We start from the raw sequence: 22,696 nt of genomic DNA, 5'->3' as shown, positions 1-22,696 counted from the left end.
GGGTCATGCCCCCCGGCGGGTGCCTGCCGGGAGTACGTCTCCACCCCGCTCGACAAAAGTCTCAACCTCAACCACAGGCTTAGAGTTATGTCAAGTAGCGGCGTGATGGGGGAAACGCTAGGCACGAAACCCGGTGTCGGCCAGCAGGCGCGCCGTGCGACACGCGTGTTGGTGCCCGCACTCAGCGATAGGTCGGGAACTGCGGCGCCGACACGTTGTACTCGGTGCCGTCGCGGGTCAGGAGGTACCCGAGTGTCCGCGCCTTCGCCGGCCCGTCCTCGTCGTCGCCCCAGATGACCTTCTTGCCGCCGGCGAGGGTGAGGGTGACACCGGCGGGACCGTCGGCGCCCACCTCGATCACCCGACCGCGCAGGTCGGCGGGGAGCCCGGCGACGACCGACAGCGCCGCACGGTCTGCGGAGGAGTCGGTCGACCGGTCGTCGGTGAGACGAGGCAGGCGCGGCAGCGCCTTCTGCTGGGCGAAATCGACCCCGTCGACGTCGACCAGGTGCCACTGTCCCGAGCGTGCGACGAACGCCACGGGGACCCGTTCGACGATGGTGATGTCGATGCCGGAGGGGTAGGAGCGCTGCACCCGCACCGTCTTGACCCGCGGGATGGCCGCGATACGCGCGGCCGCGGGGGCCGTGTCCACCTGCAGCAGCGGCTTGCCCATCGGGATGGCGGCGGTGCTGATGATCTGGGCGGGCTCGAGCACGTCGGCACCCGAGACGTCGATCGACCGCACCGACATGAGCGGCGTGAACCAGGAGACGGCGATCGCACCGACGACGGCGAGGATCGCGACGACGGTCCACGCGAGGCGCTTGACCCCGGCGACCTTCCGCCGTCCGCGCCGATCCCGCGGGTCCCGGGCACCCCGGCCGTCGGCCTCGTCGACGTCGGGCGCGTCGGTCAGCGATGCGGTCATGCGTGCTCTCCCTGCTGTGCGTCGGATCCCGGTACCGCCTCGGATCCCTGTACTGCGCCGGGTCCCTGCGTCCGGGCCGTCAGCGCGGCGACGATCTCGGGACCCTGCATGGTGATGTCGCCGGCACCGAGGGTGAGCACGACGTCCCCGGGGGCGGCGAGGTCGGCCACGACCCCCGCCACCTCGGAGATGTCGGCGACGTAGTGCACGGACGCGCGGACACGGTCGGCGATGGTGCGTCCGGTCACGCCGTCCAGAGGCTCCTCCCGCGCGCCGTAGACGTCGAGGACCACCACCTCGTCCGCTCCGTCGAGCGCTGCGGCGAACTCCTCGGCGAAGGTCGCGGTCCGCGAGTACAGATGCGGTTGGAACACCGCGACCACACGACCGCCGGTGGTCTCGGTGGCGAGCTCGCGGGCGGCGGTGACCACTGCGGCCACCTCGGTCGGGTGGTGGGCGTAGTCGTCGTAGACCGCGATGCTGCCGACGCGGCCCCGGAGCTGGAAGCGGCGGTGGACCCCGGTGAACGTCTCGATGCCCGCGACCACGTCGTCGAGCGGGGCACCCGAGCACACCGCCGCCGCGATCGCACCGAGGGCGTTGAGGGTCATGTGGATCCCCGGCACCCCGACGGTGACCGTGTAGCGGTGCTCGCGCGCTGCGTCCGCGCCGGCCTCCAGGCCGCGCACGGTGATCTCGGCGCGCCCGCCCGACCCGTGGGCACGGAAGTCGTCCAGCACCACCGCGTGGTCGACCGACGGCACGCGGTCGGCGAGAACCCCACGGCCGTAACCGATCACGCGCACACCGCGGGCGATCAGACGATCGCTGTTGCGCCTGGCCAGCTCGACGGATCCCTCGTCGTCGAGGCAGACCACGAGGGCGCCTCCCGCACCGAGGCGGTCGACGAAGGCGTCGAACACGGCGACATAGGCGGCGACGGTGCCGAAGTGGTCGAGGTGGTCGGCCTCGACGTTGGTGACCACGATGACGTCGGGACGGTAGGCCAGCAGCGACCCGTCGCTCTCGTCGGCCTCGGCGACGAACACCGCGCCGGACCCGTGGTGGGCGTTGGTCCCGGACTCGTTGAGCTCGCCACCGACGGCGAACGACGGGTCGAGTCCGCAGTGCTGGAGGGCGACGACGGTCATCGACGTGGTCGAGGTCTTGCCGTGCGTCCCGGCGATGAGCGTGGTGCGGTAGGGCGACATCAGGTCCGCGAGGACCTGCGGACGCAGGATGACCGGGATCCCGCGCCGATGTGCCTCGACGAGTTCGGGGTTCGTCTTCGGGATGGCGGCGTGGGTGGTGACGACCACCGACGGCCCGCCCTCGAGGAGGTCGAGCGCCGACGGATCGTGTCCGATCGAGATCCTCGCCCCGCGGGTCCGCAACGCCAGAACGCCGCGCCCGTCCTTCGCGTCCGACCCCGACACCTGTGCGCCGCGCGCGAGGAGGATCCGGGCCAGGCCCGACATCCCGGCTCCACCGATGCCGACCATGTGCACCCGGCGCAGGTGCTCGGGCAGCTGGTCGTCGCGTGTCGGGGAGGTCATCGACGCCCCCGGTACGCCGCGGCGACCTCCAGTCCGGCACGTGCCACCGCGTCCGCGGCGTCGCGGTGACCCACACCCGATGCGGCGCGCGACATCTCGGCCAGACGCGCGGGATCGGTGAGCAGGTCGACGATCTCCCCCGCGACGCGGTCGGGGGTCAGGTCCGCGTCGTCGACGAGGATGCCGCCCCCCGCGGTCACGACGGGGAGCGCGTTCAACCGCTGCTCGCCGTTGCCGTGCGGCAGCGGCACGTACACGGCGGGGAGCCCGGTGGCCGAGATCTCGGCGACGGTCATCGCACCCGACCGGCAGAGGACGAGATCCGCTGCGGCGTAGGCGAGGTCCATCCGTTTGAGGTATCCGACGGCGACGTAGGGCGGTGCCCCCGCCGGCGACCGGGGACTGACGGAGTTCTTCGGCCCGTGGGCGTGGAGGACGCCGATCCCCGCCCGCCCCAGTGCATCGGCCGACGAGGCGACCGCCTCGTTGATCGTCCGCGCACCCTGGGACCCGCCGAACACCAGCAGGGTCGGTGCGTCCGGGTCGAGCCCGAAGTAGTGGCGCGCCTGAGCGCGTGTTGCACCACGATCAAGGGTGGTGAGCGCACCCCGCACCGGGATGCCGACGACCTCGGCGTCGAGTCCGGACCCCTCGACCGCCGCGAGGACCCGCTCGGCGAGGCGTGCACCGATCCGGTTGGCCACGCCCGCACTGGCGTTCGCCTCGTGGACGACGACGGGGATGCGCGACCTGCGGGACAGCTTCTCCCGCGCGGCGAGGTAGGCGGGCATCGCCACGTACCCACCGAAGCCGATCACCACGTCGGCGTCGACGTCGTCGAGGACGCGACGTGTGGCCTTCACCGACCGGCGCAGCCGGAACGGGACGGCGGCGAGGTCGCGGCCGGGCTTGCGGGGCAACGGCACCGGCGGGATGAGCTCGAGGGGGTACCCGCGTTCCGGGACGATCGTGGTCTCCAGACCGCGCGCCGTGCCCAGTGCGGTCACCCGGGCGTCCGGGGCGAGGCGGCGCACGGCGTCGGCGACCGCGAGCGCGGGTTCGATGTGTCCGGCGGTGCCGCCCCCGGCGACGACGACCGAGAGCGGACGGGCGTCTCCCGTCACCATCGGGGCCCCGGCGGGCCCTGGCGTGCTGCGGGTGCCGCTGCGCGGACACGGGGGCGCGGCACGGGCTGCTGCGATCGCCACGACGGATCGGGCTCGGGGTGCGGCCGTCGCATCGAGGTGTCGGCGCCGGCACCGAAGCCGAAATACGATGCGGGACCGCGGCGGCGGGGTTCGGACTGTCGGCCGCGGGGACGGGGATGCCCTCCGACCACCCGGTCGCGTGCGGGACGGGCATCGTCGGGACGGCCCTGCGCGCGACGGGCGCGCCACTGCTGCACTCGCGGTGGGACATAGGACTCCGGCTGCGGCAGGCGCAGGAAACGTCCGAGACGACCGTCGCCGGTCACGGCCAGAGCCGCCACCGCCTCCGGCTCGTGCCGCGCAGCGTTGGCCAACAGACCCAACATGACCAACACGGTGAACGTCGACGTCCCGCCCGCGGACAGCAACGGCAGCTGGATGCCCGTCACCGGCAGGAGCCCGATCACATACCCGATGTTGATCAGGGCCTGCACGCTGACGAGCACCGTGATCGCGGCGGTCATCATGCGTAGGAAGGGGTCCACCGCGCGCAGCGCGATCCGCAGGCCCACGAACGCCAGCAGGATGAACAGGGCGATGACGGTCAGCCCGCCGAGCAGACCGAGCTCCTCACCGATGATCGCGAAGATGAAGTCGTTGTGGGCGTTGGGCAGGTAGTTCCACTTGGCGCGACTCTGCCCGAGGCCCTGACCGAACACCCCGCCGTTGGCCAGGGCGTACCGGGCCTGTCGGGCCTGGTAGCCCGCGCCCTGCGGGTCGTCGATGTTGCCCAGGAAGCTCTGCACACGCTGCGACCGGTAGCCCTCGACGAGCGCGAGCATCACGGCGAGTGCGGCACCGGTGGCCACGAACATCACGAAGACCCGGATGTGCAGTCCCGCGAACCACAGCAGCGAGCCGACGATGATCGCGATGGTGATGGTGGTCGAGAGGTTCGGCTCCAGGATGATCAGCGTGCAGATGAGCACGGCCACCGGCACCAGCGGGACCAGGAGCTCCTTGAGGGACGCCTGCTCGCGCAGCCGCGACGACAGCAGGTGGGCGCCCCACACGCACAGCGCCAGCTTCACCAGTTCGGACGGCTGCACCGAGAACCCCGCGACGACGAACCACCGGCGCGCGCCGTTGCTCAGGTTGCCGATGCCCGGGATGAGCACCAGCGCCAGCATCACCGTGGTCACCGCCATCATCGGCGCCGCGAGACGACGGATGTGGCGCACCGGGACCCGCAGTGCGACGTAGAACAGCACGGAGCCGAGGACCGCGAAGACGACCTGGGTGGTGAAGAGGCCGTAGGCGGACCCCTTGGCCGAGTAGCCCTCCACCGACGAGGCGGACAGCACCATCACCAGACCGAAGACCGTGAGGATCACCGCGAGGGTGACGATGAGGTGGAACGACGCCAACGGGCGACGCAGGACGCCGGCCACGACGTTGCGCGGGCCGTCCCACCAGGCGCCGGCCGATGTCGCGGACCGTCGGGCCGACGTCGTCCGGGCCGGGCGGGCCTCGACGTCGGTCATGCGGTGACCTCGCGCCGCGCGCCGGCGGCGACCGCCGCCGCCGCGAACGCGTCACCGCGGGCGCCGTATCCGCCGAACATGTCCAGCGAGGCCGCGGCCGGGGCCAGCAGCACGGCGTCGACGGGGGCCGGCGACGACGTCGCGAGGTCGTGGGCGGCGAGGACCGCGGCCGTCATCACCTGCTCAGCGGGGGTGCCGGCGTCGTCGGACGGGGTGTGCATCGCTGCGCGGGCGGCCCGCTCAGCGCGGTCGGCTGCAGTGGCGTCGGCTCCCGACCGGACGGGCATGGCGTTCACCCGGCCATCGTCCCCTGTGAACAGTGTGACTGTTGGGATTGTAGGGGCGTGTCGCAGGATCGCCGCCGAGATCAGGTCCCGGTCGACCCCGAGCACCACGACCCCGGCCAGTCGATCGGCCACGGCGACGACGAGGTCGTCGACCGCGGCCCCCTTCAGCTGCCCGCCGGCGACCAGCACGACCCGTCGGCGCGCCGCGATCGACGCCTGCGCCGCATGCGGGTTGGTCGCCTTGGAGTCGTCGACGGCCGCGATCGCACCCCAGCGTGCGACGACCTCGCCGCGGTGCCGTCCGGGGACGAACCCCGACAGGCCGACGGCGACCGCCGCGGGATCGATGCCGATGCCCAGACACAGTGCGGCGGCGGCGGTCGCGTCGGCGACACCCGGTGGTCCGGGGGGACGGAGGCCGTCGACGGCGACGATCCTGCGGGTGACGCGCCCCGGACCGAACGCCCTGTCGACGATGTGTCCGTCGACGACGCCGACCTCGCCCTCGGCCGGTGCCCCCAGCCGGGTCGCGACGGTGACCGCGCCGGGGGAAGTGGCCGACATCGTCCCGGCGACCGGGTCGTCCCCACCGATCACCGCGAGCGGACCGCGCAGGGCGCCTGCCTTGGCGGCGACGTAGGCGTCCATCGAGCCGTGCCAGTCGAGGTGGTCCTCGGCGATGTTGAGCACCACACCCGCGGTCGGCATCACCGACGGCGCCCAGAAGAGTTGGAACGAGGACAGCTCCGCCGCGAGCACCTCGACGCGGGGCTCCGCGGTCAGGGCGTCGAGGACGGGCAGTCCGATGTTGCCGCAGGCCGCGACCGTCCGGTCGCTGTGCTCCACGATGGCCTCGACCATCGACGTCGTCGTGGTCTTGCCGTTGGTCCCGGTGATCACGACCCAGGTACGCGGCGGGCCGAGCAGCCCGGATGCGTCGACGTGCCAGGCGAGTTCGACCTCACCCCACACCGGGACGCCACCGCGTCGTGCGCAGGCGACCACCGCGGCCTCCGGGCGGAACCCGGGCGAGACGACGAGCAGGTCGGCGTCGAGGGCGGCGGTGCCGTCGGCACCGACGGCCACGGCCGTCGGGATCACCGTGACACCGGAGTCGGCGAGACCCGCGCCCGCTCCGGCGCGATCGTCGACGACGGTCACCGTCGCGCCCCGGGAGGCCAGGAACCGCGCTGCGGAGGCCCCTGCCGTTCCCGCGCCGGCGACGACGACGCGCAACCGGGTGATGTCGGAGAGGAGCCCCGCTCCCCCGGTGTCGGTGGGGCGGTTCGGCACGTCAGCCACCGTTCGACGTGAGGAACTCGCTGTAGAATAGGGACAGGCCCAGTGCGCACGCGATGGCGGTGAGCAACCAGAACCGGATGATCACCGTCGTCTCGGCCCAGCCCCCGAGTTCGAAGTGGTGGTGGAACGGCGCCATCCGGAACACCCGTCGACCGGTGGTGCGGAAGAACGCGATCTGCATGACCACCGAGACGATCTCGGCGACGAACAGCGCGCCGAGGACGACGGCGAGGAGTTCGGTGCGGGTGGTGATCGACAGGCCCGCGAGCATGCCGCCGAGCGCGAGCGATCCGGTGTCACCCATGAAGATCTTCGCCGGTGCGGCGTTCCACCAGAGGAACCCCAGACAGGCCCCTCCACCGGCGACGGCGATCAGCGCGAGGTCGAGCGGGTCGCGCACGTTGTAGCAGCCCGCGCTGACCTCGGCACCCACCTTCGGTCCCCCGGCGCAGGCGTTGCGGTACTGCCAGAAGGTGACCAGGACATACGAGCCGAGGACCATCGCCATCGACCCCGCGGCGAGGCCGTCGAGACCGTCGGTGAAGTTCACCGCGTTCGACCAGGCGGCCACCACCAACCAGCAGAAGACGACGAAGGCGAGGGTGCCGAGGGTCACCGCGTTGATGTCGCGGGTGTAGGACAACTTGACCGACGCGGGGGCGTCGCCGTTGCCGTTGCGGAACTGCAGCGCCAGGACACCGAAGAGCAGCGCCGCGATCAGCTGACCGACCGACTTGGCGGTCTTGTTCAGACCCAGGTTGCGCTGCTTGCGGATCTTGATGAAGTCGTCGAGGAAGCCGACGCCGCCCAGCACGGTCGCGAGGCCGAGCACGAGCATCCCCGACGCGCTCGGGCGCTGGCCACCGTTGATGAGTCCGGTGAGGTGCGACCCCCAGTACCCGGCCCACATCGCCGCGATGATCGCGACGCCGCCCATCGAGGGCGTCCCCCGCTTGGTCTTGTGGCTCTCGGGACCCTCGACACGGATCTCCTGCCCGAACCCCTGGCGGGAGAAGACCTTGATGAGCACGGGGGTCAGGAGAATCGACACCGCCAGCGCGAGCGCGCCGGCCACCAAGATCTGCGTCACCTAGTCCGTCCCCATCCTGCATCCACCCCGCGTGTGCGGGCGGGATCCACCGCGCGGTGTCACGGGCGGGCCGTGCACCGTTGGTCATCCAACAATGTCCGCGCCAACCGGGACAACTCGGCCCCGCCGCCGGCGAGCAGGATCACGTCACCGTCCCCCAGTTCCTCGTCGAGCAGATCGCGGGCGGCGTCGGCGTCGGCGACCAGTCGCGCCTCGTCGCCCCACGACCCCTCCATCACCGCACCCTGGTGCAGTGCGCGGACCCAGCGTGAGTCGTCACCCACCGAGACGACCGTGTCCACCGCCAGGCGCACGGCGCGACGACCCACGCGATCGTGCGCGACCGCCCGATCGGCGCCGGTGGGGTCGGAGGTGTCGTCGGATGCGTCCCCGGTCGCGAGTTCTCCCAGGACCGCCCACGTCCGCACCGTCCCCGGGACGGAGGACCGCTCTCGGGCGGCGCGGACCAGATCGGCCAGCGCGTCGGACACGGCGTCGGGTCCGATGGCGCCCCCGGTCCGGTCGATGACCCAGATCGTCTCGTCGCTCATGCGGTTCCCCCCTCGTCGTGCGTCGGGCGGTCGTCGATCGCCTGCGCCACCACCAGTCTGTCGTCGAAGGGCGTCTTCACACCCGCGACCTCCTGGCCCGTCTCGTGTCCCTTGCCGGCGACCAGGACGATGTCGCCCGTCCGCGCCCAGGTGATCGCATGACGGATGGCCTTCTCGCGATCACCGATCTCGACGACGTCGTCGGCGCCGGCCGGACGCTCGTCGGCGGCGACCCCGTCGGCCCCGGCGCGCACCGCGGCCCGGATGAGAGCGGGATCCTCGTCGCGCGGGTTGTCGTCGGTGACGACCACCAGGTGCGCGCCCCGCGCCGCGGCTGCCCCCATCAGCGGACGCTTGCCCACATCGCGGTTGCCTCCCGCGCCCACGACCACCGCCAGTCGCCCGTCACCCTGGCCGCGCAGGGTGGCGATCACCGCGTCGAGCGCCGCAGGTTTGTGCGCGTAGTCGACGACGGCGAGGAAGTCCTGCCCTCGCTCCACGAGCTCCACCCGCCCGGGCACCCGCACGTCTGCGATGCCCCGCGTGGCGTCGTCCACACCGACCCCGGCGGCATCGGCCACGGCGAGCGCGACCACCGCGTTCGCGACGTTGTAGCGGCCCGGCAGGGGCACGCGCAGTGTGTGATCCGTGCCCGACGGCGTCCGGACCGAGACGGTCTGCGATCCGTCTGCGGCCAGCTCGGACGGGCCGGCGAACCAGGCCGCGGCGGAGTTCTGCGTCGACACGGTCACCGCGTCGTCACCCACCATCCCGGCCAGCCGGGTACCCCACTCGTCGTCGACGCAGACCACCGCGCGCGCGGCCTGCTCGGACGATCCCGGCAACGTGAGCTCCGACGGCACCGGCACGAAGAGCCGCGACTTGGCCTCGAAGTAGTCGAGCATCGTCGGGTGGAAGTCGAGGTGGTCCTGCGACAGGTTCGTGAACGCGCCGATCGCGAACCGTGCCCCCCGCACCCGTCCGAGCGCGAGGGCGTGGCTGGACACCTCCATCACCACGGTGTCGACGCCCTGCTCGACCATGGTGGCCAACAACGCCTGCAGGGCGGGGGCCTCCGGTGTGGTGAGGGAACTCGGTTGGCGCACACCGCCGATGCGGGTCTCGACGGTGCCGATGAGTCCGACGGTGTGGCCGGCCGCCATGAGCGCCGACTCCAGCATGTAGCTCGTCGTCGTCTTGCCCGACGTCCCGGTGATGCCGATCAGACGCAACCGCCGGGACGGATCGCCGTACACGCGGGCGCACACGGCACCGAGCACGGCGCGCGGGTCCGGGTGCACCAGCACGGCCACCGACGTACCGGGCGGCACCGACGACTGCAGGAGGGCGGCACCCGCCGGGTCGGTGAGCACGGCGGTCGCGCCGGCGTCAACGGCGTCCACGGCGAACTGGGCGCCGTGCACCCGGGCGCCGGGCAGCGCGGCGAACAGGTCACCGGCGACGACGTCCTGCGCGCGCAGCGTGGCGCCCGTGACGGTGGTGTCGACGGTCGCGCCGCCGAGGAGGTCGAGGCGGGCCGAGACCGCGGTGGCGATGGTCGCCACGGCGCTCGGGGCGACGGAGGTGGGGCGCAGACCGCCGGTCGGCGGGGGTCCGCCGTCACCACCGGGACGGGACGTCGACCTCTCGCTCACCCGCCCACCACTCCTTCACACCAGATCGCTGCGTGCGCACGCGTCGGGGCGTGCCTGTCGAACACGTCACCCTACGCGGGCGGGGCGGCCGGTCAGGTCGCCTGCAGGACCATCTCGGGCGCGGGGCGGGCCGACATGGGCACGTGCTCACGCTGCAACATCCACGACGCGATGGTCTCGAACAGCGGCGCCGCGGACTGTCCCCCGCTGCCGTCGCTGCTGCGCGAGGGGTTGTCGAGCATGATGCCGACCACGAACCGCGGGTCGTCCGACGGCGTGATGCCCGCGAAGGTGATGTTGTAGCTGGAGTTCGAGTAGCACCCGCAGTTGGGGTCGACCTGCTGCGCGGTCCCGGTCTTCGCGCTGACCTGGTAGCCGGGGATGGCGCCCTTCGACCCCGTCCCCTGCTGCTCCCCCATCGGGTCGCGCTGCACGATGGCGCGGAACATGTCGCGGACCGTCTGCGCGGTCTGCGGACTCACCACCCGCACCCCGGCCGGCGGTGCGGCGGGATCGTCGGACCCGGTCGACCGCACGATGCGCGGCGGCACGCGGACGCCGTCGTTCGCGATGGCCTGGTACATGCTCGTCATCTGCAGCAGCGTCATCGAGAGACCCTGTCCGATCGGCAGGTTGGCGAACGTGCCACCGGACCACTGACTGCGCGCGGGGACCTCGCCGGAACTCTCACCGGGGAGGCCGACCTGCGTGCGCTGACCGAGCCCGAACTTCTGCACCAGGGCCGCGAACCGGTCCTCGCCCACCTGTCGGGCGAGCATCAGCGTGCCGACGTTCGACGACTTCCCGAAGATGCCGGTGGTCGTGTACGGCGCGACACCGTGCACCCAGGCGTCGTGCACCGTGACGCCGGACATGTCGATGCTCCCCGGCACCTGGTGAATTTGGGTGGGGGTGGTCAAGCCGTACTCGATCGCGGCCGAGGCCGTGATGAGCTTGTTCACCGATCCCGGCTCGAACGGTGAGGTGACGGGCAGGTTGCCGAGTTGGGCGTTCTGCTGCTGTCCCAACGGCTTCGACGCGTCGAAGGTGCCGTCGTTGGCCATCGCGATGACCTCGCCGGTGTGGGCGTCGAGGACGACGGCGGAGGCGTTCTTCGCCCCCGACAGCTGCTTGGCCTTCTGCACCTGCGTCTGCACGAACCACTGCACGTCGGAGTCGAGGGTGAGCTGCACGGGCCGTCCGTCCGCGGCCGGATGGACGTTGCGGGTGCTGCCGGGGATGACGGCGCCGTCGCTGCCACGGTCGTAGGTACGTGACCCGTCGGTGCCGTGCAGGGTCGAGTCCATCGACGACTCGAGACCGATGAGCCCGTTTCCGTCGAAGTCGACGTCGCCGACGACGTTGGCGGCCAACGCCCCTCCGGGGTAGAGGCGGATGTCCTGACGCTCGGCGCCGATCTCGGGGAACTCGTCGGTGATCGACGACGCCGTCTGCATGCTGACCGACCGCGCGAGGTAGACGAACGGCGACGAACTCTGGAGTTCCGACAGCACCGACTCACGGGTGACCGCGCCACCGAGCGCCTTGTAGACGCCGTCGGCGATCTGGCGGATACGGGTGGACGCGTCGGGGACCGCGGGGTCCTTGGCGTGGGCGGCGTCCATCGCGGCGCGTTCCTTCACCGGCTGGAAGGTCAGCGCCCGCGCCTCCTCGGTGTAGGCGATGGGCTTGCCGTTGCGGTCCAGGATCGGCCCGCGCTTGGCCGCGAGCACCTCGGTCACCGCACGCTGGTCCGCGGCCTGCGCCGACAGGGACGACGACTCGAAGACCTGCAGCGACACCAGTTTCCCGGCCACGAGGACGACGGCGAGCCCCAGCACCAGCGCGCCGAGACGTGTGCGCGAGACGAACTGCGGGACCTTCGGTCGACGCGACGGCGCCGAGGCACTCGCGCGGCCGTCGCCGCGGATGGTCCCGGAATGCGGGCGCGCTGCACGGGGCGGCGCGTCGTCGCGGTTGCGCGCTCCGGAGGTGGAGCCGCGGGCGCCGGCCGGTGGACGGCGTGTACGGGTGGTGCTCATGTCGTCGCCACCTGACCGACGGCGGACACCCTCACCGGGGCGGCCCCGACGGGAGCGGTCGGATGCGGGTGCGGCATCCCCCGAGTCTCCCCTCCGGGACGGGTCGCGACCGGCAGCCCGCCCGGCGTGGCGCCGATCCGTCATCGCGGAACGGAGGAATCCGTCGAACCGTTCGCACCACCACGCGCGCCGCTCGCAGCGGTCGGCGTCGCGGCAGCCGGGCTCTGCGGTGCGGTGGCGGTCTGCGGGGTGGCGGTCTGCGGGGTGGCGGTCTGGGGGGTGGCGGTTTGGGGCGTTGTCCCGGTCCCCGGCAACACATTCGGGGCGGGGGCGAGCGCAGGGTCACCGGCGCCCGGGGTGGTCGCCGAGGCGGGCGCCTGGGCGGTGTTGCCGTCCGTCGACGACCCGGGCTGCGGCGCGATGGTCCGCTGTGATCCGTCGTTCATGGTCGGCGCGGGCGATCCCGCTGCGGGAGTGGGGTCCCCGACGACGCGGACCCGACCGTCGGCGCCGACGACCATGCGCGCCACGTCCTTCGCCGGGATCAGCCCACGCTGACCCGCCTTCTTCGCGAGTTCGGGTGCGCTGAGCGCGAATTCGTAGGACTTGTTGAGGGCGTCGCGCTGCGCCGACAGGGTGGCGTTCGCGGCGCGTGCGTCGGACAGTCCGTAGGAGTCCTCGGCCGCGGTGGTCGACAACCACAGTGTCAGTGCGAGTCCCACGGCGAGGATCGCGGCGACCATCACGGCGAACGGCATCCGCCGCAGGGCCGTCGCCGGGGAGGACAGCAGCCGCGAGGACCACGACCGGGACACCGGGCCGCGACCGACGAGTTCGGCCGTCGACCGCTGGACGGTGCGGCGGCGGCGGCGATCGATCGCGCGTTGCGCAGCGGCCGACCGCTGCGGCCGGGCGCGGTCGCCCGCACCGGTGCGGTCGCGGCGGGTGCCGGTCCGGTCTGCGTCACGGGATCCCGTGTCGAGAACGGCTGTCCCCGGGGGGCGCCCGTCCCCGTCGATCTCGACGGTGTCGAACCCCCTGGTGTCGAACCCCCTGGTGTCGAACTCTCCGGTGTCGACTTCATCGTGCACGGTCATCGACACGTCTCCTCGGTGAACACAGCGGTGGCAGGGATGGCGGAAGGGGTGGAGATCCGGGTCACGGGGTGGCGATCCGCTCGACCGCGCGCAGTCGGACCGGTGCCGAGCGAGGGTTGCGCTCGAGTTCCTCGGCGTCGGCGCGCTCGGCGCCCCGGGTGACCGCGGTGAACAGCGGCGCGGTTCCCGGGAGGTCGAACGGCAGGCCGGGAGGCGTCGACGACGTCGTCCGCTGGGCGAACTCGCGTTTGACGATGCGGTCCTCGAGCGACTGATAGCTCATGACGACGAGCCGACCGCCGACGCCGAGTGCGTCGAGCGCGCGGGGTACCGCCGATTCCAGGGACTCCAGCTCGCGGTTCACCTCGATGCGCAACGCCTGGAACGTGCGCTTGGCGGGGTGCCCGCCGGTCCGGCGGGTGGCGGCGGGGATCACCCGGTAGAGCAGCTCCACCAGACGCCCACTCGTGGTGAACGGCTCGACGGCGCGCTCCCGCAGGACGGCCGAGGCGATCTTGCCGGCGAAGCGCTCCTCCCCGTAGGTCGACAGGACGCGCGCCAGGTCGCCGTGCTCGTAGGTGTTCAGCACGTCGGCGGCGGTGGGCCCGTCGGTGGTGTCCATGCGCATGTCGAGCGGGGCGTCGACGGCGTAGGCGAACCCGCGGTCGGGACGGTCGAGCTGCATCGACGACACCCCGAGGTCGTAGAGGGCGGCGTCGACGGCGTCGATCCCCTCCTCCGCGAGGACCTCGTCCACGGCGTCGTAGCGGCGGTGCGCGATGGTGAGGCGGTCGGCGAAGCGGGACAACCGCTCCCGTGCACCCTCGATGGCCGAGGCATCGCGGTCGAGGGCCACCACGTGGACCGCCGGGAACGTCTGCAGGATCAGTTCCGTGTGACCACCCGCACCGAGCGTCCCGTCGACGAAGACGGCACCGGCGCCGTCGGTCGACCGACGTGTCAGGGACGGGGTGACGAGTTCCAGCATGCGGTGCGCCATCACGGGGACGTGCCCGTGCTCGCCGGAGATGGTCATGTGGTGCACCCTTTCGCGGCGGCCACGGGGGTCGAGGCGAGCGGTGAGACCGGGTCCCCGCCCGAGTCCGCACCTGGCGCTGGGGAAGTGCGTCAGGGTCGGATCGGGCGAAGGCCTGGTGTCGCCGTTCGGGGTCGCGGTGCGTCCCGCCGTCGTCTCCGGTGGCGGGACCGTGGTCACAGGATCGTTCCGAGTGCCGGGTTGTCGCCGCGCGAGTAGCTCTCCTCGTGCTGCGACCGATAGGAGTCCCAGGACTGCGCGTCCCAGACCTCCACGTTGTCGAAGTTGCCGATCACGGTGCACACCTTCGACAGGCCGGCGTAGCGCCGGTGATCCGCCGACAGGGTGATGCGCCCCTGTGCGTCGGGGACCATCTCCTCCGTGCTCGACATGAGGGTGCGCTGGAACATGCGCGCCTTCTCGTCGACCTTGGACGCCGCCGCTGCCCGCAGCGCGATCTCCTCGAACTTCTCCGGGGAGTAGATCGTGAGGCACCGGTCCTGACCGTGTGTCACCAACATCCCTCCCGCCAGCTGTTCGCGGAACTTCGCGGGGAGCGTCAAGCGCCCCTTCTCGTCCAACTTGTGCGTGTGGGTGCCGACGAACACGTCCGCGACACCTCCCGCCGGTGGAGGAGGAAGTCCGGCACTCCCTGCCTCCGCGGGCCACATTACCCCACTTCCCCCCACTTGCCACCCCCCTGAGGCGACAACCCTCCCATCGGATGGGCTACAGGGTGTCTGAACTGGGCAGATACCGGTGGGGCGTCGAGATCGACCGGTCGGGGTACGGGCATGTCCTCCCCCGCGGATTCCCCAGGTCACGGCGGCCGAAGTCCCACCCGGGGCCCATGGGGGCGCCGATGTGGGTGGAAGTGGGGGATCAGGGGGCGGGCGTCATCCGTACGCCCTCGCCAGACCGGGCGGGCGCGGGCGAAGACGGGCGCACAGACGACGAAGCCGCGTACCCGATCGGGTACGCGGCTGATGTCGTGCGTCAGATCTGTCCGGCAGCGGCCGGACGGGGACTACTCCTGCTCGAACCGACGGTTGAAGCGGTCCTCCATGCGTTCGCTGAACGACCGGTTCGACCGACCGCGTCCGCCCCGGCGGCTGCCGCCCGAGCCGGCGTCGCCCGCGGGACCGGGCTCGCTCGACGACCCGACGCCCCAGAGGGCGAGGAGACCGGCACCGAACATGACCAGGAATCCGATGAGGCTGAGGATCGGGAACCCCCCGACGGTGACGTCGACGACGACCCCGCCGATGAGGAGGGCCAGTCCGACCACGAAGACCACAGCGGCCTGCAACCGACGACGCGCCGCCGATCCCCCGAACCGCCGACGACGGACGTTCGAGGCGAACTTCGGGTCTTCGGCGTAGAGCGCGTTCTCGATCTGTTCGAGCATCCGCTGCTCGTGCTCCGAGAGTGGCACCGCCCCTCCTAACAGCACTCGATCCGGTGACCGGATCCGTTGTGAGTCGTCTGGCCCGTCTGAGGTGTCCGAGCGGCTCGGGCCCGCGTCACGGGCCTGTTCGCCAATAGTACGAGGTGTTCGCCGAACCGACCACCATTACCCGGGGGACACATGGCGATGTCTCACGCGGTCCGTACATCGGGTCGCGACCACCGCTGCGGTGCGACATCGCCATGGGCACAGTCCTCGACGAGCGCCTCGACGTCGGCGAGGAAATCGGCGACGGCGGTGCGGGTGGCGAGGACGGTCGACCGCGGCACGTCGTGTGTGATGCCGAGCTCGATGTCGCTCCGCAGGCGCGACAGGCCGGCGAAGTAGGTCGCCCAGTGGGTGAAGGCGGGGACGCTGCGGGGCAACCGTGCCCATGCGCTCAGCGAGCCCCGCGGCCGACCGGTCGTCTCGCCCAGGGCGAGGGCCGCGCCCGCCGCGCGGAGCGCTGCGAGGTACAGGCCACGGACCTGCTCGGTGGTGTCATCGACATCGGTGGCGTGCACGGCCATCGTGTCCGCCCGGACCAGGAGGTCACGCGCTCTCGACATCGCCCTCGGATCAGGTGTGGACCGTCGCGTGGTCATCGCACTCCCCTCTCCTGGCTGTCGTCTGTCCTGTTCAACACCGCCGCGGTGCCGAGCGTTCCGTCGATCCGTCGTCTGTCGTCGTCGATGTCAGTGATACCGGCCACCTCCGACAACCTCGGCAGGGACGAGGACCGGTCTCCGGAGTCGGATGCCGGACCGGCCCGGCGGTAGACGCTTCCCTCGTCCGACCGCCGGGCCGACCGGAGGTCGCCGGGTGGAAGTCACTCGTCGCGGAGGTTGAGTACTCGAACACCCGTTCGACCTATTCAATATAACCACCCCCCGCGACGGTCTCAAGAGGAGGCGGAACACCTGTGCCGGTGCGATTCGTCGAGCTCTCGGTCGCGGACCTGGACTCCTGGCTGTCCCCCGCGCTCGACATCTACGTCGCCGCCATGGGATACCCCCGCGGGACCCAGGCGCACCGTGCCCCGCTGTGGACCGAACACACCCGCCGACCCGGCTGGCAGGCGGTGGGCGCACTCGACACCGACGACCGGACGGGCCGCGAGCACCTCGTGGGCATCGGTTACGGCTATCGGGGCGCGCCGGACCAGTGGTGGAACCAGCAGCTGTGCATCGGACTGCGACAGGCCGGGTTCACGGCCCCGCAGATCACCGAGATCACCCGCGACTACTTCGAGCTGACCGAGCTCCACATCGACCCCGCCCGGCAGGGGTCGGGGCTGGGTCACCGTCTGCTCACCCGGTTGCTCGCCGACCGCCTCGAGAGCTCCGTCCTGCTGTCGACCCCGGAGGTCGCGGCCGACGACAACCGCGCCTGGCGGCTCTACCGTCGACTCGGGTTCGACGACCTGCTCCGACACTTCAGCTTCACCGGTGATCCGCGCCCGTTCGCCGTGCTCGGACGTCGCCTCCCGCTGCGCCCATCGGGCCGTTGACCCCGGCCGGTCGTGACGACCGGCACCATGGGGGTATGACAACTCACGACGTCGTCGTCGTCGGCGCGGGACACAACGGGCTCGTCGCGGCAGCCCTCCTCGCGCGATCGGGGCTCGACGTCGTCGTCGTCGAGCGGGACACCGTCCCCGGCGGCGCTGTCTCGACCGTCGAGCGGTTCCCCGGGTACAAGGTCGACCGCGGCTCCAGTGCGCACATCATGATCCGCCACACCGGCCTCGTGGAGAGGCTCGGACTCGACCGCCACGGGCTGCGCTACGTCGACTGCGACCCGTGGGCGTTCGCCCCCGCGGTCGGTGACTCCCCCGCGATCGTCTTCCGGGTCGACCTCGACGCGACGTGTGCGTCCATCGAGGCGTCGTGCGGCGCGAGGGACGCCCAGGCCTACCGCGAGTTCGTCGGCGTCTGGGGGCCGCGCTCCGCCGCGGTGATGCGCATGTTCGGCGCACGGCCCGCGCCGGCGACGTTCGTGCGCGCCTTCTGGGGCATGCCCACCCGCGACGGGAAGTCCGGGCGCACGGCGGGCCCCGAGCTGGCGCAGGAGTTCCTGCGGTCCGGCGACGCCCTGCTCGACAGCTGGTTCTCGTCCGAGCGGCTCAAGGCCGCCCTCGCGTGGTTCGGCGCCCAGTCCGGGCCGCCGATGAGCGAGCCCGGCACCGCACCGATGGTGGGGATGGCCGCGCTGATGCACAGCGGGCCACCCGGGCGCGCGATCGGCGGCAGCGGCGCGCTGACCACCGCGTTGATCTCGTCCCTCGAATCCGACGGCGGCCGCGTGGCCCTCGGTGACGCGGCGGTGGCGATCGCGCGCGCCGGGGACAAGTGGGCCGTGCGGACCGCGGCCGGGGTCGAGTTCACCGCCGGTCAGGTCATCGCCGCGTGCCACATCCTCACCACGCTCGACATGCTCGGCGAGGGTGGTCCGGACCGATCGACCATCGACCGGTGGCGCGCACGCATCGACGTGGGACCCGGTGTGGGCAGCGCGATCCGCGTCGGTACCACCGCACTGCCGGAGTACGCGGGGCTGCCCGCCGGACTCCCCGCCCACGGGGTGCACTCCGGCCTCGGTCTCATGGTCACCGACCGTGGCCACCTCGCCCGCGCCCACGGCGACGCACGCGCCGGCGATCTGCCGCGGCGACCGGTGGTGCTGCCGATGGGCTTCTCGGCCATCGACCCGTCGTTGGCGCCGCCGGATCGCCACATGCTCACCATCTGGACGCAGTGGCACCCCTACCGCCTCTCCGGCGGACGCACGTGGGAGTCGGTGCGGGAGGAGGCCACCGACGCCGTCGTCGCCGAGATGGACTCGTGGGCGCCGGGTTTCGCCGACAGCATCGAGCACGTGTACGCCCAGACGCCCGACCGGCTCGAGTCGGAACTGGGTCTGGTGGGCGGCAACGTGATGCACGTCGACATGTCCGCCGACCAGATGTTCACCTTCCGTCCCCACCCCGACCTCGGCGGACACACCGTGCCCGGCACGCAGGGGCTGTTCCTCGCGGGTGCGTCGACGCACCCGGGCGGCGGTGTCTCGGGCCTCTCGGGATCGATCGCCGCGCAGGCCGTCCTCTCGGCGCGGACGCGACCGGTCGAGCGCGTGCAGTCGGTCATCGCGGGCGCGTGGTCGGGGCTGCGGGAGTCCGTGGGAGGGCGACGGTGACCCGGACGGTGGCGGTGGCGGCACAGCGGCACAGCGGCGTCCTGATACCTGTCGCCGTGGCCGCCGTCTGCGTCTCCATCGCGGCCCAGGTCGCGTACCCGCTCGCCGGCCCGGGGGTGCGGGACACCGTCACGGTCCTGGTCCTGGCGGCCGCCGTGGTCGCGATGGCCGCCGACGTCCTGGTCACCCTCGGCACCCGGCGCGGTCTCGTGGTCGTCGTCGGCATCCCGGTGCTCGCGTTCGCCGCGGAGTGGTCGGGCACGCACACCGGGTTCCCGTTCGGCACCTACGCCTACGCCGGTGACCGTCTCCCGCCCTACATCGCCGGGGTCCCGGTGTGGATCAGCGCCGCCTGGCTCATCGGCGTGTGGGCGGTGTGGCGGGTCGCCGCTCTGGTGGTCCCCGACCGCGCGGTCCCCCGGGTCGCCCTGGCCACGGTCGGCCTCCTCGGATGGGATCTCTACCTCGACCCCCAGATGGTCGCGGACGGCCTGTGGGCCTGGAGCAGCACCGACGCGGGACTGCCCGGGATGGCGCAGATCCCGCTGACGAACTTCGCCGGATGGGCGTTGGTCGGCGTGGTCGCGATGACCGTCATCGAGCTGTGCCGTGCATCCCCGGGAGCCCCCGACGCACCGCGGACGGTCCCCCTCGTCCCGATGATCTGGGTCGTGTGGACCTGGGTCGGCTCCGCCTTCGCGCAGGCCTTCCTCCTGCACGACGGGACCCTGCGCTCGGGCCTCGGCTACGGCGCCGTGGTCATGGGTGTGCTCGCCGTACCCGCGCTGGTCGTGGCGGCGCGTCCGCGACGACGGGCGGTCCGAGCTGGCACCATGTCCGCGTGACGTCCCCGCGAACCCCCGCCGTCCACCGCGGTCCCCGCATGCTGCGTGTCGCTCTCGCCCTGCTCCTGCTGCTGGCCGCCTCGTCGGCGCTCACCTCGTGCATGCAGTCCTCGGAGTACGTCGGCGACCGTCTGTGGGGCGGGATGGTGGTGGCCCAGAAGTCGTCCGGCGACGCCAACGGCGCCACCGGCGCCTCGTCGGGGGCCCCGCGCATCGAGGTCCCGCAGTCGATGGCGGGCAACGTCGTCGCCGAGGACTACGACTCCGACGGGTTCCGCGGGACCCGGATCACCTACAGCGCACTGCCGCTCGGACAGTTCAACCAACTCGGGGACCTGCTGCTCGAGGCGTACCCCAACTCGTCGGTGAGCATGCAGCTCACCACCAAACGCAACGGCGACGTGGTGCGGATGCGCGGCTCGGCCGACCTCACCGCGCTGGCGTCCGGCCGGGACCTGGTGACACTGAGCGTGCGCTTCGCCGGTCCGATCTCGGCCACCAACGGCAAACAGTCCGCCGACGACACCGTCACCTGGACGCCGCAGATCGGCGCCACGAGCGACCTCGCGGCCGAGGCCGACTACCCCGACCCGGGTACGGCCGCCTTCGGTGACTGGACCTGGTTGCTGGTCGGGCTGACCCTCGCCGTCGTCCTCATCGTCGGCGCCGTCGCCTACCTCACCCGGGACACCAGCCCCCGGGTGACCACGACGCCGCCGAACAGCTGAGAACCGGACACCCCGAACCGGTGAGCGTCGGTGCACGCCGCGCGGGACCACCGCCGTGGCCGGTCACGCTGGTGGGCGTGCAACTGGTCCTCGCGGCCGTGAACCGTCTGACCGTGCCCGGCCTGTCGCCCCGGTCGCCGTCCGCGCCGCCGGTCGACACCCCGATCACCGTGTGCGTTCCTGCCCGCGACGAGGCCGACCACATCGCCGACATCGTCGGGGACCTGCGCGCGCAACGCGGCCTCACCTCGCTGCGGGTGGTCGTCCTCGACGACGGCTCGACGGACGGCACCGGTCACCTCGCGCGGACCGCCGCGGGCGGCGACCCCCGCGTCACGGTCATCGACGGCGCGGCGCCGCAGGCCGGCGGGGAACCGCCCGCAGGCTGGACCGGGAAGGCGTGGGCGATCGACCGGATGACGCGCGGCCGGATCGTCGACCCGCCGGCGCCGGGCCTCCTGGTCCTCGTCGACGCCGACGTCCGGATGACCCCGGACGCGATCGCCGCCGCCGTCGACCTGTTCGCGGCGGAGCGGCGCCGACGTCCGGGCGGACGCGACGTCGGGTTGCTCAGCCTCTGGCCGCGGCAGGACACCGGGTCGGTCGCCGAGGCCGTCATGCAGCCGCTGCCGTGTTGGTCGTGGTTCACCACGGTGCCCATACGGCTCAGCGAGCGGCGGCCCACGGCGGCCACCGCGTTGGCCAACGGTCAGTTCCTGCTGCTGCCCACCGACGTCCACCGGATCATCGGCGGACACCGCAGCGTGGCCGGAGCCGCCGCCGACGACATCGCGCTCGCCCGCGTGGTCCGGGACGCCGGCCTGGCGTCGGTGATCCGCCTCGGCCGCGGCGAGGTGACCTGCCGCATGTACTCCGACGCGCGATCACTCGCCGGCGGGTACCTCCGCTGGTTGGGGACGGAGTTCGGTACACCCGCGGCACTCGCCGCGGTCGTGGCCACGGGGTTCGCACAGGCGACCCCGACGGTGCGCGTGCTGTCGCGACCCCACCACCGGACCGCGTGGGCGTTGCTGGCCGCCACCGTCACGACCCGACTGCTCACCCGCTCGGCGGAGAGCGGACGACTGACGACCGGCGACGTCGCGTCCGCGGTGGTGCACGGTCCCGCGGTCACCGCCGCGGTCGGACTGGTCCTGGAGTCGGTGCGGCGCACCCGGACCGACGGCCTGCGATGGAAGGGCCGATCGCTGCGCGCCTAGGTGTCCCCCGAGGGGGCCGAGGCGCTTCGTGCTCGGTGGGTCGGGCCGTGGGATCAGGAGACGAGCGCGTCCATGCCCAGTCGCTGCAGCACCTCGCCGGTCGCGCGGGCGAAGTTCAGGCTGCAGAAGTGCAGGCAGGGCGCGCCCTCGGAGATGAGCCGTTCGGCGATCTCGGTGGCGATGTCGATGCCGACCGCGCGGATCGCCTCACGGTTGGCCTCCTCGTCGTTACCGGCCGCCCGGGTCAGACGCTCGTCGAAGTCGCCGGGGAGCTGCGACCCCGACAGCTCGAGCATCCGACGCACCGACGCCAGCGACGTGATCGGCATCAGCCCCGGGATGATCGGCTTCGCGCCCTGCTCGGGGTCGGCGGCGACCACACGGTCGCGCAGACGCAGGTAGTCGTCGACGTCGAAGAACATCTGCGTGATCGAGTACTCCGCGCCCGCACGCAGTTTCGCCACGAGGTTGCGCGTGTCCTCCTCGAGGTCGGGCGCGCGGTAGTGCCCCTCGGGGAACGACGCCACACCCACCTCGAACTCGCCCAGTTCGTCGACGAGACGGACGAGTTCCTCGGCATACTCCACACCCTGCGGGTGCTTCTCCCAGTCGCCCAGCGGGTTGCCGGGCGGGTCCCCCCGGAGCGCCAGGATGTTGGTGATGCCCTGGTCGGCGTACGAGCCGACGAGGGCGCGCAACTCCTCGATGCTGTGGTTCACGGCGGTCAGGTGCGCCACCGTCGTCAGGGTCGTCTCACGCGCCAGCTGTCCGGCGATGCGGACGGTGCGGTCGCGGGTGGTCCCGCCGGCGCCGTAGGTCAGTGAGACGAACGCGGGACGCAGCTGCTCGAAGATCCGCACGGCGCGCCACAGTCGGTCCTCGGCGGCCGGGTCCTTCGGCGGGAAGAACTCGACGGAGAACGGCACCGGTCCGGCGTGCGGCGCGGCCAGACGTGCGATGACGTTCTGCTGAGCGGTCGGAGATGTCACGCGTCCGATGATAGAGGCCACCCCCGTCCGCCA

Annotated in this window: 20 protein-coding genes; 5 read left to right on the top strand and 15 right to left on the bottom strand. The window is 72.2% G+C overall.

The annotated features are described in order from the left end of the window. Positions 1-181: 181 nt before the first annotated feature. The 14 genes from LX14_RS18185 to LX14_RS18120 form a co-directional block, all read right to left on the bottom strand. A complete protein-coding gene (locus LX14_RS18185; protein WP_253648784.1) occupies positions 182-931 on the bottom strand; it encodes a cell division protein FtsQ/DivIB in 750 nt (249 codons plus the stop codon). Beyond that, on the bottom strand, positions 928-2,487 hold the full coding sequence (gene murC, locus LX14_RS18180; RefSeq protein WP_253648783.1) for a UDP-N-acetylmuramate--L-alanine ligase: 1,560 nt from the start codon (positions 2,485-2,487) through the stop codon (positions 928-930). The genes LX14_RS18185 and murC overlap by 4 nt, the downstream gene beginning before the upstream one ends. Continuing rightward, complete coding sequence (murG, locus tag LX14_RS18175) at positions 2,484-3,614, bottom strand: undecaprenyldiphospho-muramoylpentapeptide beta-N-acetylglucosaminyltransferase (protein WP_253648782.1); 1,131 nt, start codon at positions 3,612-3,614, stop codon at positions 2,484-2,486. The genes murC and murG overlap by 4 nt, the downstream gene beginning before the upstream one ends. After that, entirely contained in the window at positions 3,608-5,179 is a 1,572-nt protein-coding gene (gene ftsW / locus LX14_RS18170) for a putative lipid II flippase FtsW (RefSeq protein WP_253648781.1), read from the bottom strand. Before ftsW ends, murG begins: the two co-directional genes overlap by 7 nt. Next, positions 5,176-6,759 carry a UDP-N-acetylmuramoyl-L-alanine--D-glutamate ligase gene (gene murD / locus LX14_RS18165; RefSeq protein ID WP_372505441.1) on the bottom strand — a complete coding sequence of 528 codons (1,584 nt, stop codon included), beginning with the start codon at positions 6,757-6,759 and terminating at the stop codon, positions 5,176-5,178. Before murD ends, ftsW begins: the two co-directional genes overlap by 4 nt. A gap of 1 nt (position 6,760) precedes the next feature. After that, complete coding sequence (gene mraY, locus LX14_RS18160) at positions 6,761-7,858, bottom strand: phospho-N-acetylmuramoyl-pentapeptide-transferase (protein ID WP_253648780.1); 1,098 nt, start codon at positions 7,856-7,858, stop codon at positions 6,761-6,763. Positions 7,859-7,917: 59 nt separating this feature from the next. Beyond that, entirely contained in the window at positions 7,918-8,409 is a 492-nt protein-coding gene (locus tag LX14_RS18155; RefSeq protein ID WP_253648779.1) for a UDP-N-acetylmuramoyl-tripeptide--D-alanyl-D-alanine ligase, read from the bottom strand. Beyond that, a complete protein-coding gene (locus LX14_RS18150) occupies positions 8,406-10,064 on the bottom strand; it encodes a UDP-N-acetylmuramoyl-L-alanyl-D-glutamate--2,6-diaminopimelate ligase (RefSeq protein ID WP_372505440.1) in 1,659 nt (552 codons plus the stop codon). Before LX14_RS18150 ends, LX14_RS18155 begins: the two co-directional genes overlap by 4 nt. Before the next feature lie 92 nt (positions 10,065-10,156). After that, the gene (locus LX14_RS18145) at positions 10,157-12,106 is read right to left on the bottom strand and encodes a peptidoglycan D,D-transpeptidase FtsI family protein (protein WP_253648778.1); all 1,950 of its coding nucleotides are present in this window, start codon (positions 12,104-12,106) and stop codon (positions 10,157-10,159) included. 140 nt (positions 12,107-12,246) lie between these two features. Further along, positions 12,247-13,203 (bottom strand): cell division protein FtsL, encoded by a 957-nt coding sequence (gene ftsL, locus LX14_RS18140; RefSeq protein WP_253648777.1) that lies wholly within the window; start codon positions 13,201-13,203, stop codon positions 12,247-12,249. 61 nt (positions 13,204-13,264) lie between these two features. After that, the gene (gene rsmH, locus LX14_RS18135) at positions 13,265-14,239 is read right to left on the bottom strand and encodes a 16S rRNA (cytosine(1402)-N(4))-methyltransferase RsmH (RefSeq protein ID WP_253648776.1); all 975 of its coding nucleotides are present in this window, start codon (positions 14,237-14,239) and stop codon (positions 13,265-13,267) included. 176 nt (positions 14,240-14,415) lie between these two features. After that, positions 14,416-14,847: a division/cell wall cluster transcriptional repressor MraZ gene (gene mraZ / locus LX14_RS18130; RefSeq protein WP_253648775.1), complete on the bottom strand. Its 432-nt coding sequence runs from the start codon at positions 14,845-14,847 to the stop codon at positions 14,416-14,418. Between the two features lie 419 nt (positions 14,848-15,266). Beyond that, complete coding sequence (locus LX14_RS18125) at positions 15,267-15,674, bottom strand: SCO2097 family morphological protein (RefSeq protein ID WP_253648774.1); 408 nt, start codon at positions 15,672-15,674, stop codon at positions 15,267-15,269. A 164-nt stretch (positions 15,675-15,838) separates the two neighbouring features. Further along, positions 15,839-16,255 (bottom strand): SAV_6107 family HEPN domain-containing protein, encoded by a 417-nt coding sequence (locus tag LX14_RS18120; protein ID WP_253648773.1) that lies wholly within the window; start codon positions 16,253-16,255, stop codon positions 15,839-15,841. Between the two features lie 353 nt (positions 16,256-16,608). On the opposite strand from LX14_RS18120, the gene LX14_RS18115 reads away from it, so the two are divergent. The 5 genes from LX14_RS18115 to LX14_RS18095 are packed head-to-tail and all read left to right on the top strand — an operon-like array spanning position 16,609 to position 21,674. Next, the gene (locus LX14_RS18115; protein WP_253648772.1) at positions 16,609-17,196 is read left to right on the top strand and encodes a GNAT family N-acetyltransferase; all 588 of its coding nucleotides are present in this window, start codon (positions 16,609-16,611) and stop codon (positions 17,194-17,196) included. Between the two features lie 35 nt (positions 17,197-17,231). Continuing rightward, positions 17,232-18,881, top strand: coding sequence for a phytoene desaturase family protein (locus LX14_RS18110; RefSeq protein WP_253648771.1), 1,650 nt, complete (start codon positions 17,232-17,234; stop codon positions 18,879-18,881). Further along, positions 18,878-19,726, top strand: coding sequence for a carotenoid biosynthesis protein (locus tag LX14_RS18105; RefSeq protein WP_253648770.1), 849 nt, complete (start codon positions 18,878-18,880; stop codon positions 19,724-19,726). The genes LX14_RS18110 and LX14_RS18105 overlap by 4 nt, the downstream gene beginning before the upstream one ends. Then, positions 19,723-20,454 carry an LppM family (lipo)protein gene (locus LX14_RS18100; protein ID WP_253648769.1) on the top strand — a complete coding sequence of 244 codons (732 nt, stop codon included), beginning with the start codon at positions 19,723-19,725 and terminating at the stop codon, positions 20,452-20,454. Before LX14_RS18105 ends, LX14_RS18100 begins: the two co-directional genes overlap by 4 nt. Positions 20,455-20,474: 20 nt before the next feature. Beyond that, complete coding sequence (locus LX14_RS18095; RefSeq protein WP_253648768.1) at positions 20,475-21,674, top strand: glycosyltransferase family 2 protein; 1,200 nt, start codon at positions 20,475-20,477, stop codon at positions 21,672-21,674. Between the two features lie 53 nt (positions 21,675-21,727). On the opposite strand, the gene metF is transcribed toward LX14_RS18095, so the two are convergent. Beyond that, on the bottom strand, positions 21,728-22,663 hold the full coding sequence (metF, locus tag LX14_RS18090; protein ID WP_253648767.1) for a methylenetetrahydrofolate reductase [NAD(P)H]: 936 nt from the start codon (positions 22,661-22,663) through the stop codon (positions 21,728-21,730). Positions 22,664-22,696 lie beyond the last annotated feature (33 nt).

This window comes from Williamsia deligens (genome assembly GCF_024171765.1).
Taxonomy (GTDB): domain Bacteria; phylum Actinomycetota; class Actinomycetes; order Mycobacteriales; family Mycobacteriaceae; genus Williamsia_A; species Williamsia_A deligens.
The sequence above is the reverse complement of the archived record's forward strand: the minus strand, read 5'-3'. Positions and strand labels throughout refer to the sequence as shown.

Excerpts from the sequence above, each read along its gene's own strand:
- LX14_RS18185 (WP_253648784.1), bottom strand. The coding sequence starts at position 931 with ATGACCGCATCGCTGACCGACGCGCCCGACGTCGACGAGGCCGACGGC.
- murC (WP_253648783.1), bottom strand. The coding sequence starts at position 2,487 with ATGACCTCCCCGACACGCGACGACCAGCTGCCCGAGCACCTGCGCCGG.
- murG (WP_253648782.1), bottom strand. The coding sequence starts at position 3,614 with ATGGTGACGGGAGACGCCCGTCCGCTCTCGGTCGTCGTCGCCGGGGGC.
- ftsW (WP_253648781.1), bottom strand. The coding sequence starts at position 5,179 with ATGACCGACGTCGAGGCCCGCCCGGCCCGGACGACGTCGGCCCGACGG.
- LX14_RS18155 (WP_253648779.1), bottom strand. The coding sequence starts at position 8,409 with ATGAGCGACGAGACGATCTGGGTCATCGACCGGACCGGGGGCGCCATC.
- LX14_RS18145 (WP_253648778.1), bottom strand. The coding sequence starts at position 12,106 with ATGAGCACCACCCGTACACGCCGTCCACCGGCCGGCGCCCGCGGCTCC.
- ftsL (WP_253648777.1), bottom strand. The coding sequence starts at position 13,203 with ATGACCGTGCACGATGAAGTCGACACCGGAGAGTTCGACACCAGGGGG.
- rsmH (WP_253648776.1), bottom strand. The coding sequence starts at position 14,239 with ATGACCATCTCCGGCGAGCACGGGCACGTCCCCGTGATGGCGCACCGC.
- LX14_RS18120 (WP_253648773.1), bottom strand. The coding sequence starts at position 16,255 with ATGTCGAGAGCGCGTGACCTCCTGGTCCGGGCGGACACGATGGCCGTG.
- LX14_RS18110 (WP_253648771.1), top strand. The coding sequence starts at position 17,232 with ATGACAACTCACGACGTCGTCGTCGTCGGCGCGGGACACAACGGGCTC.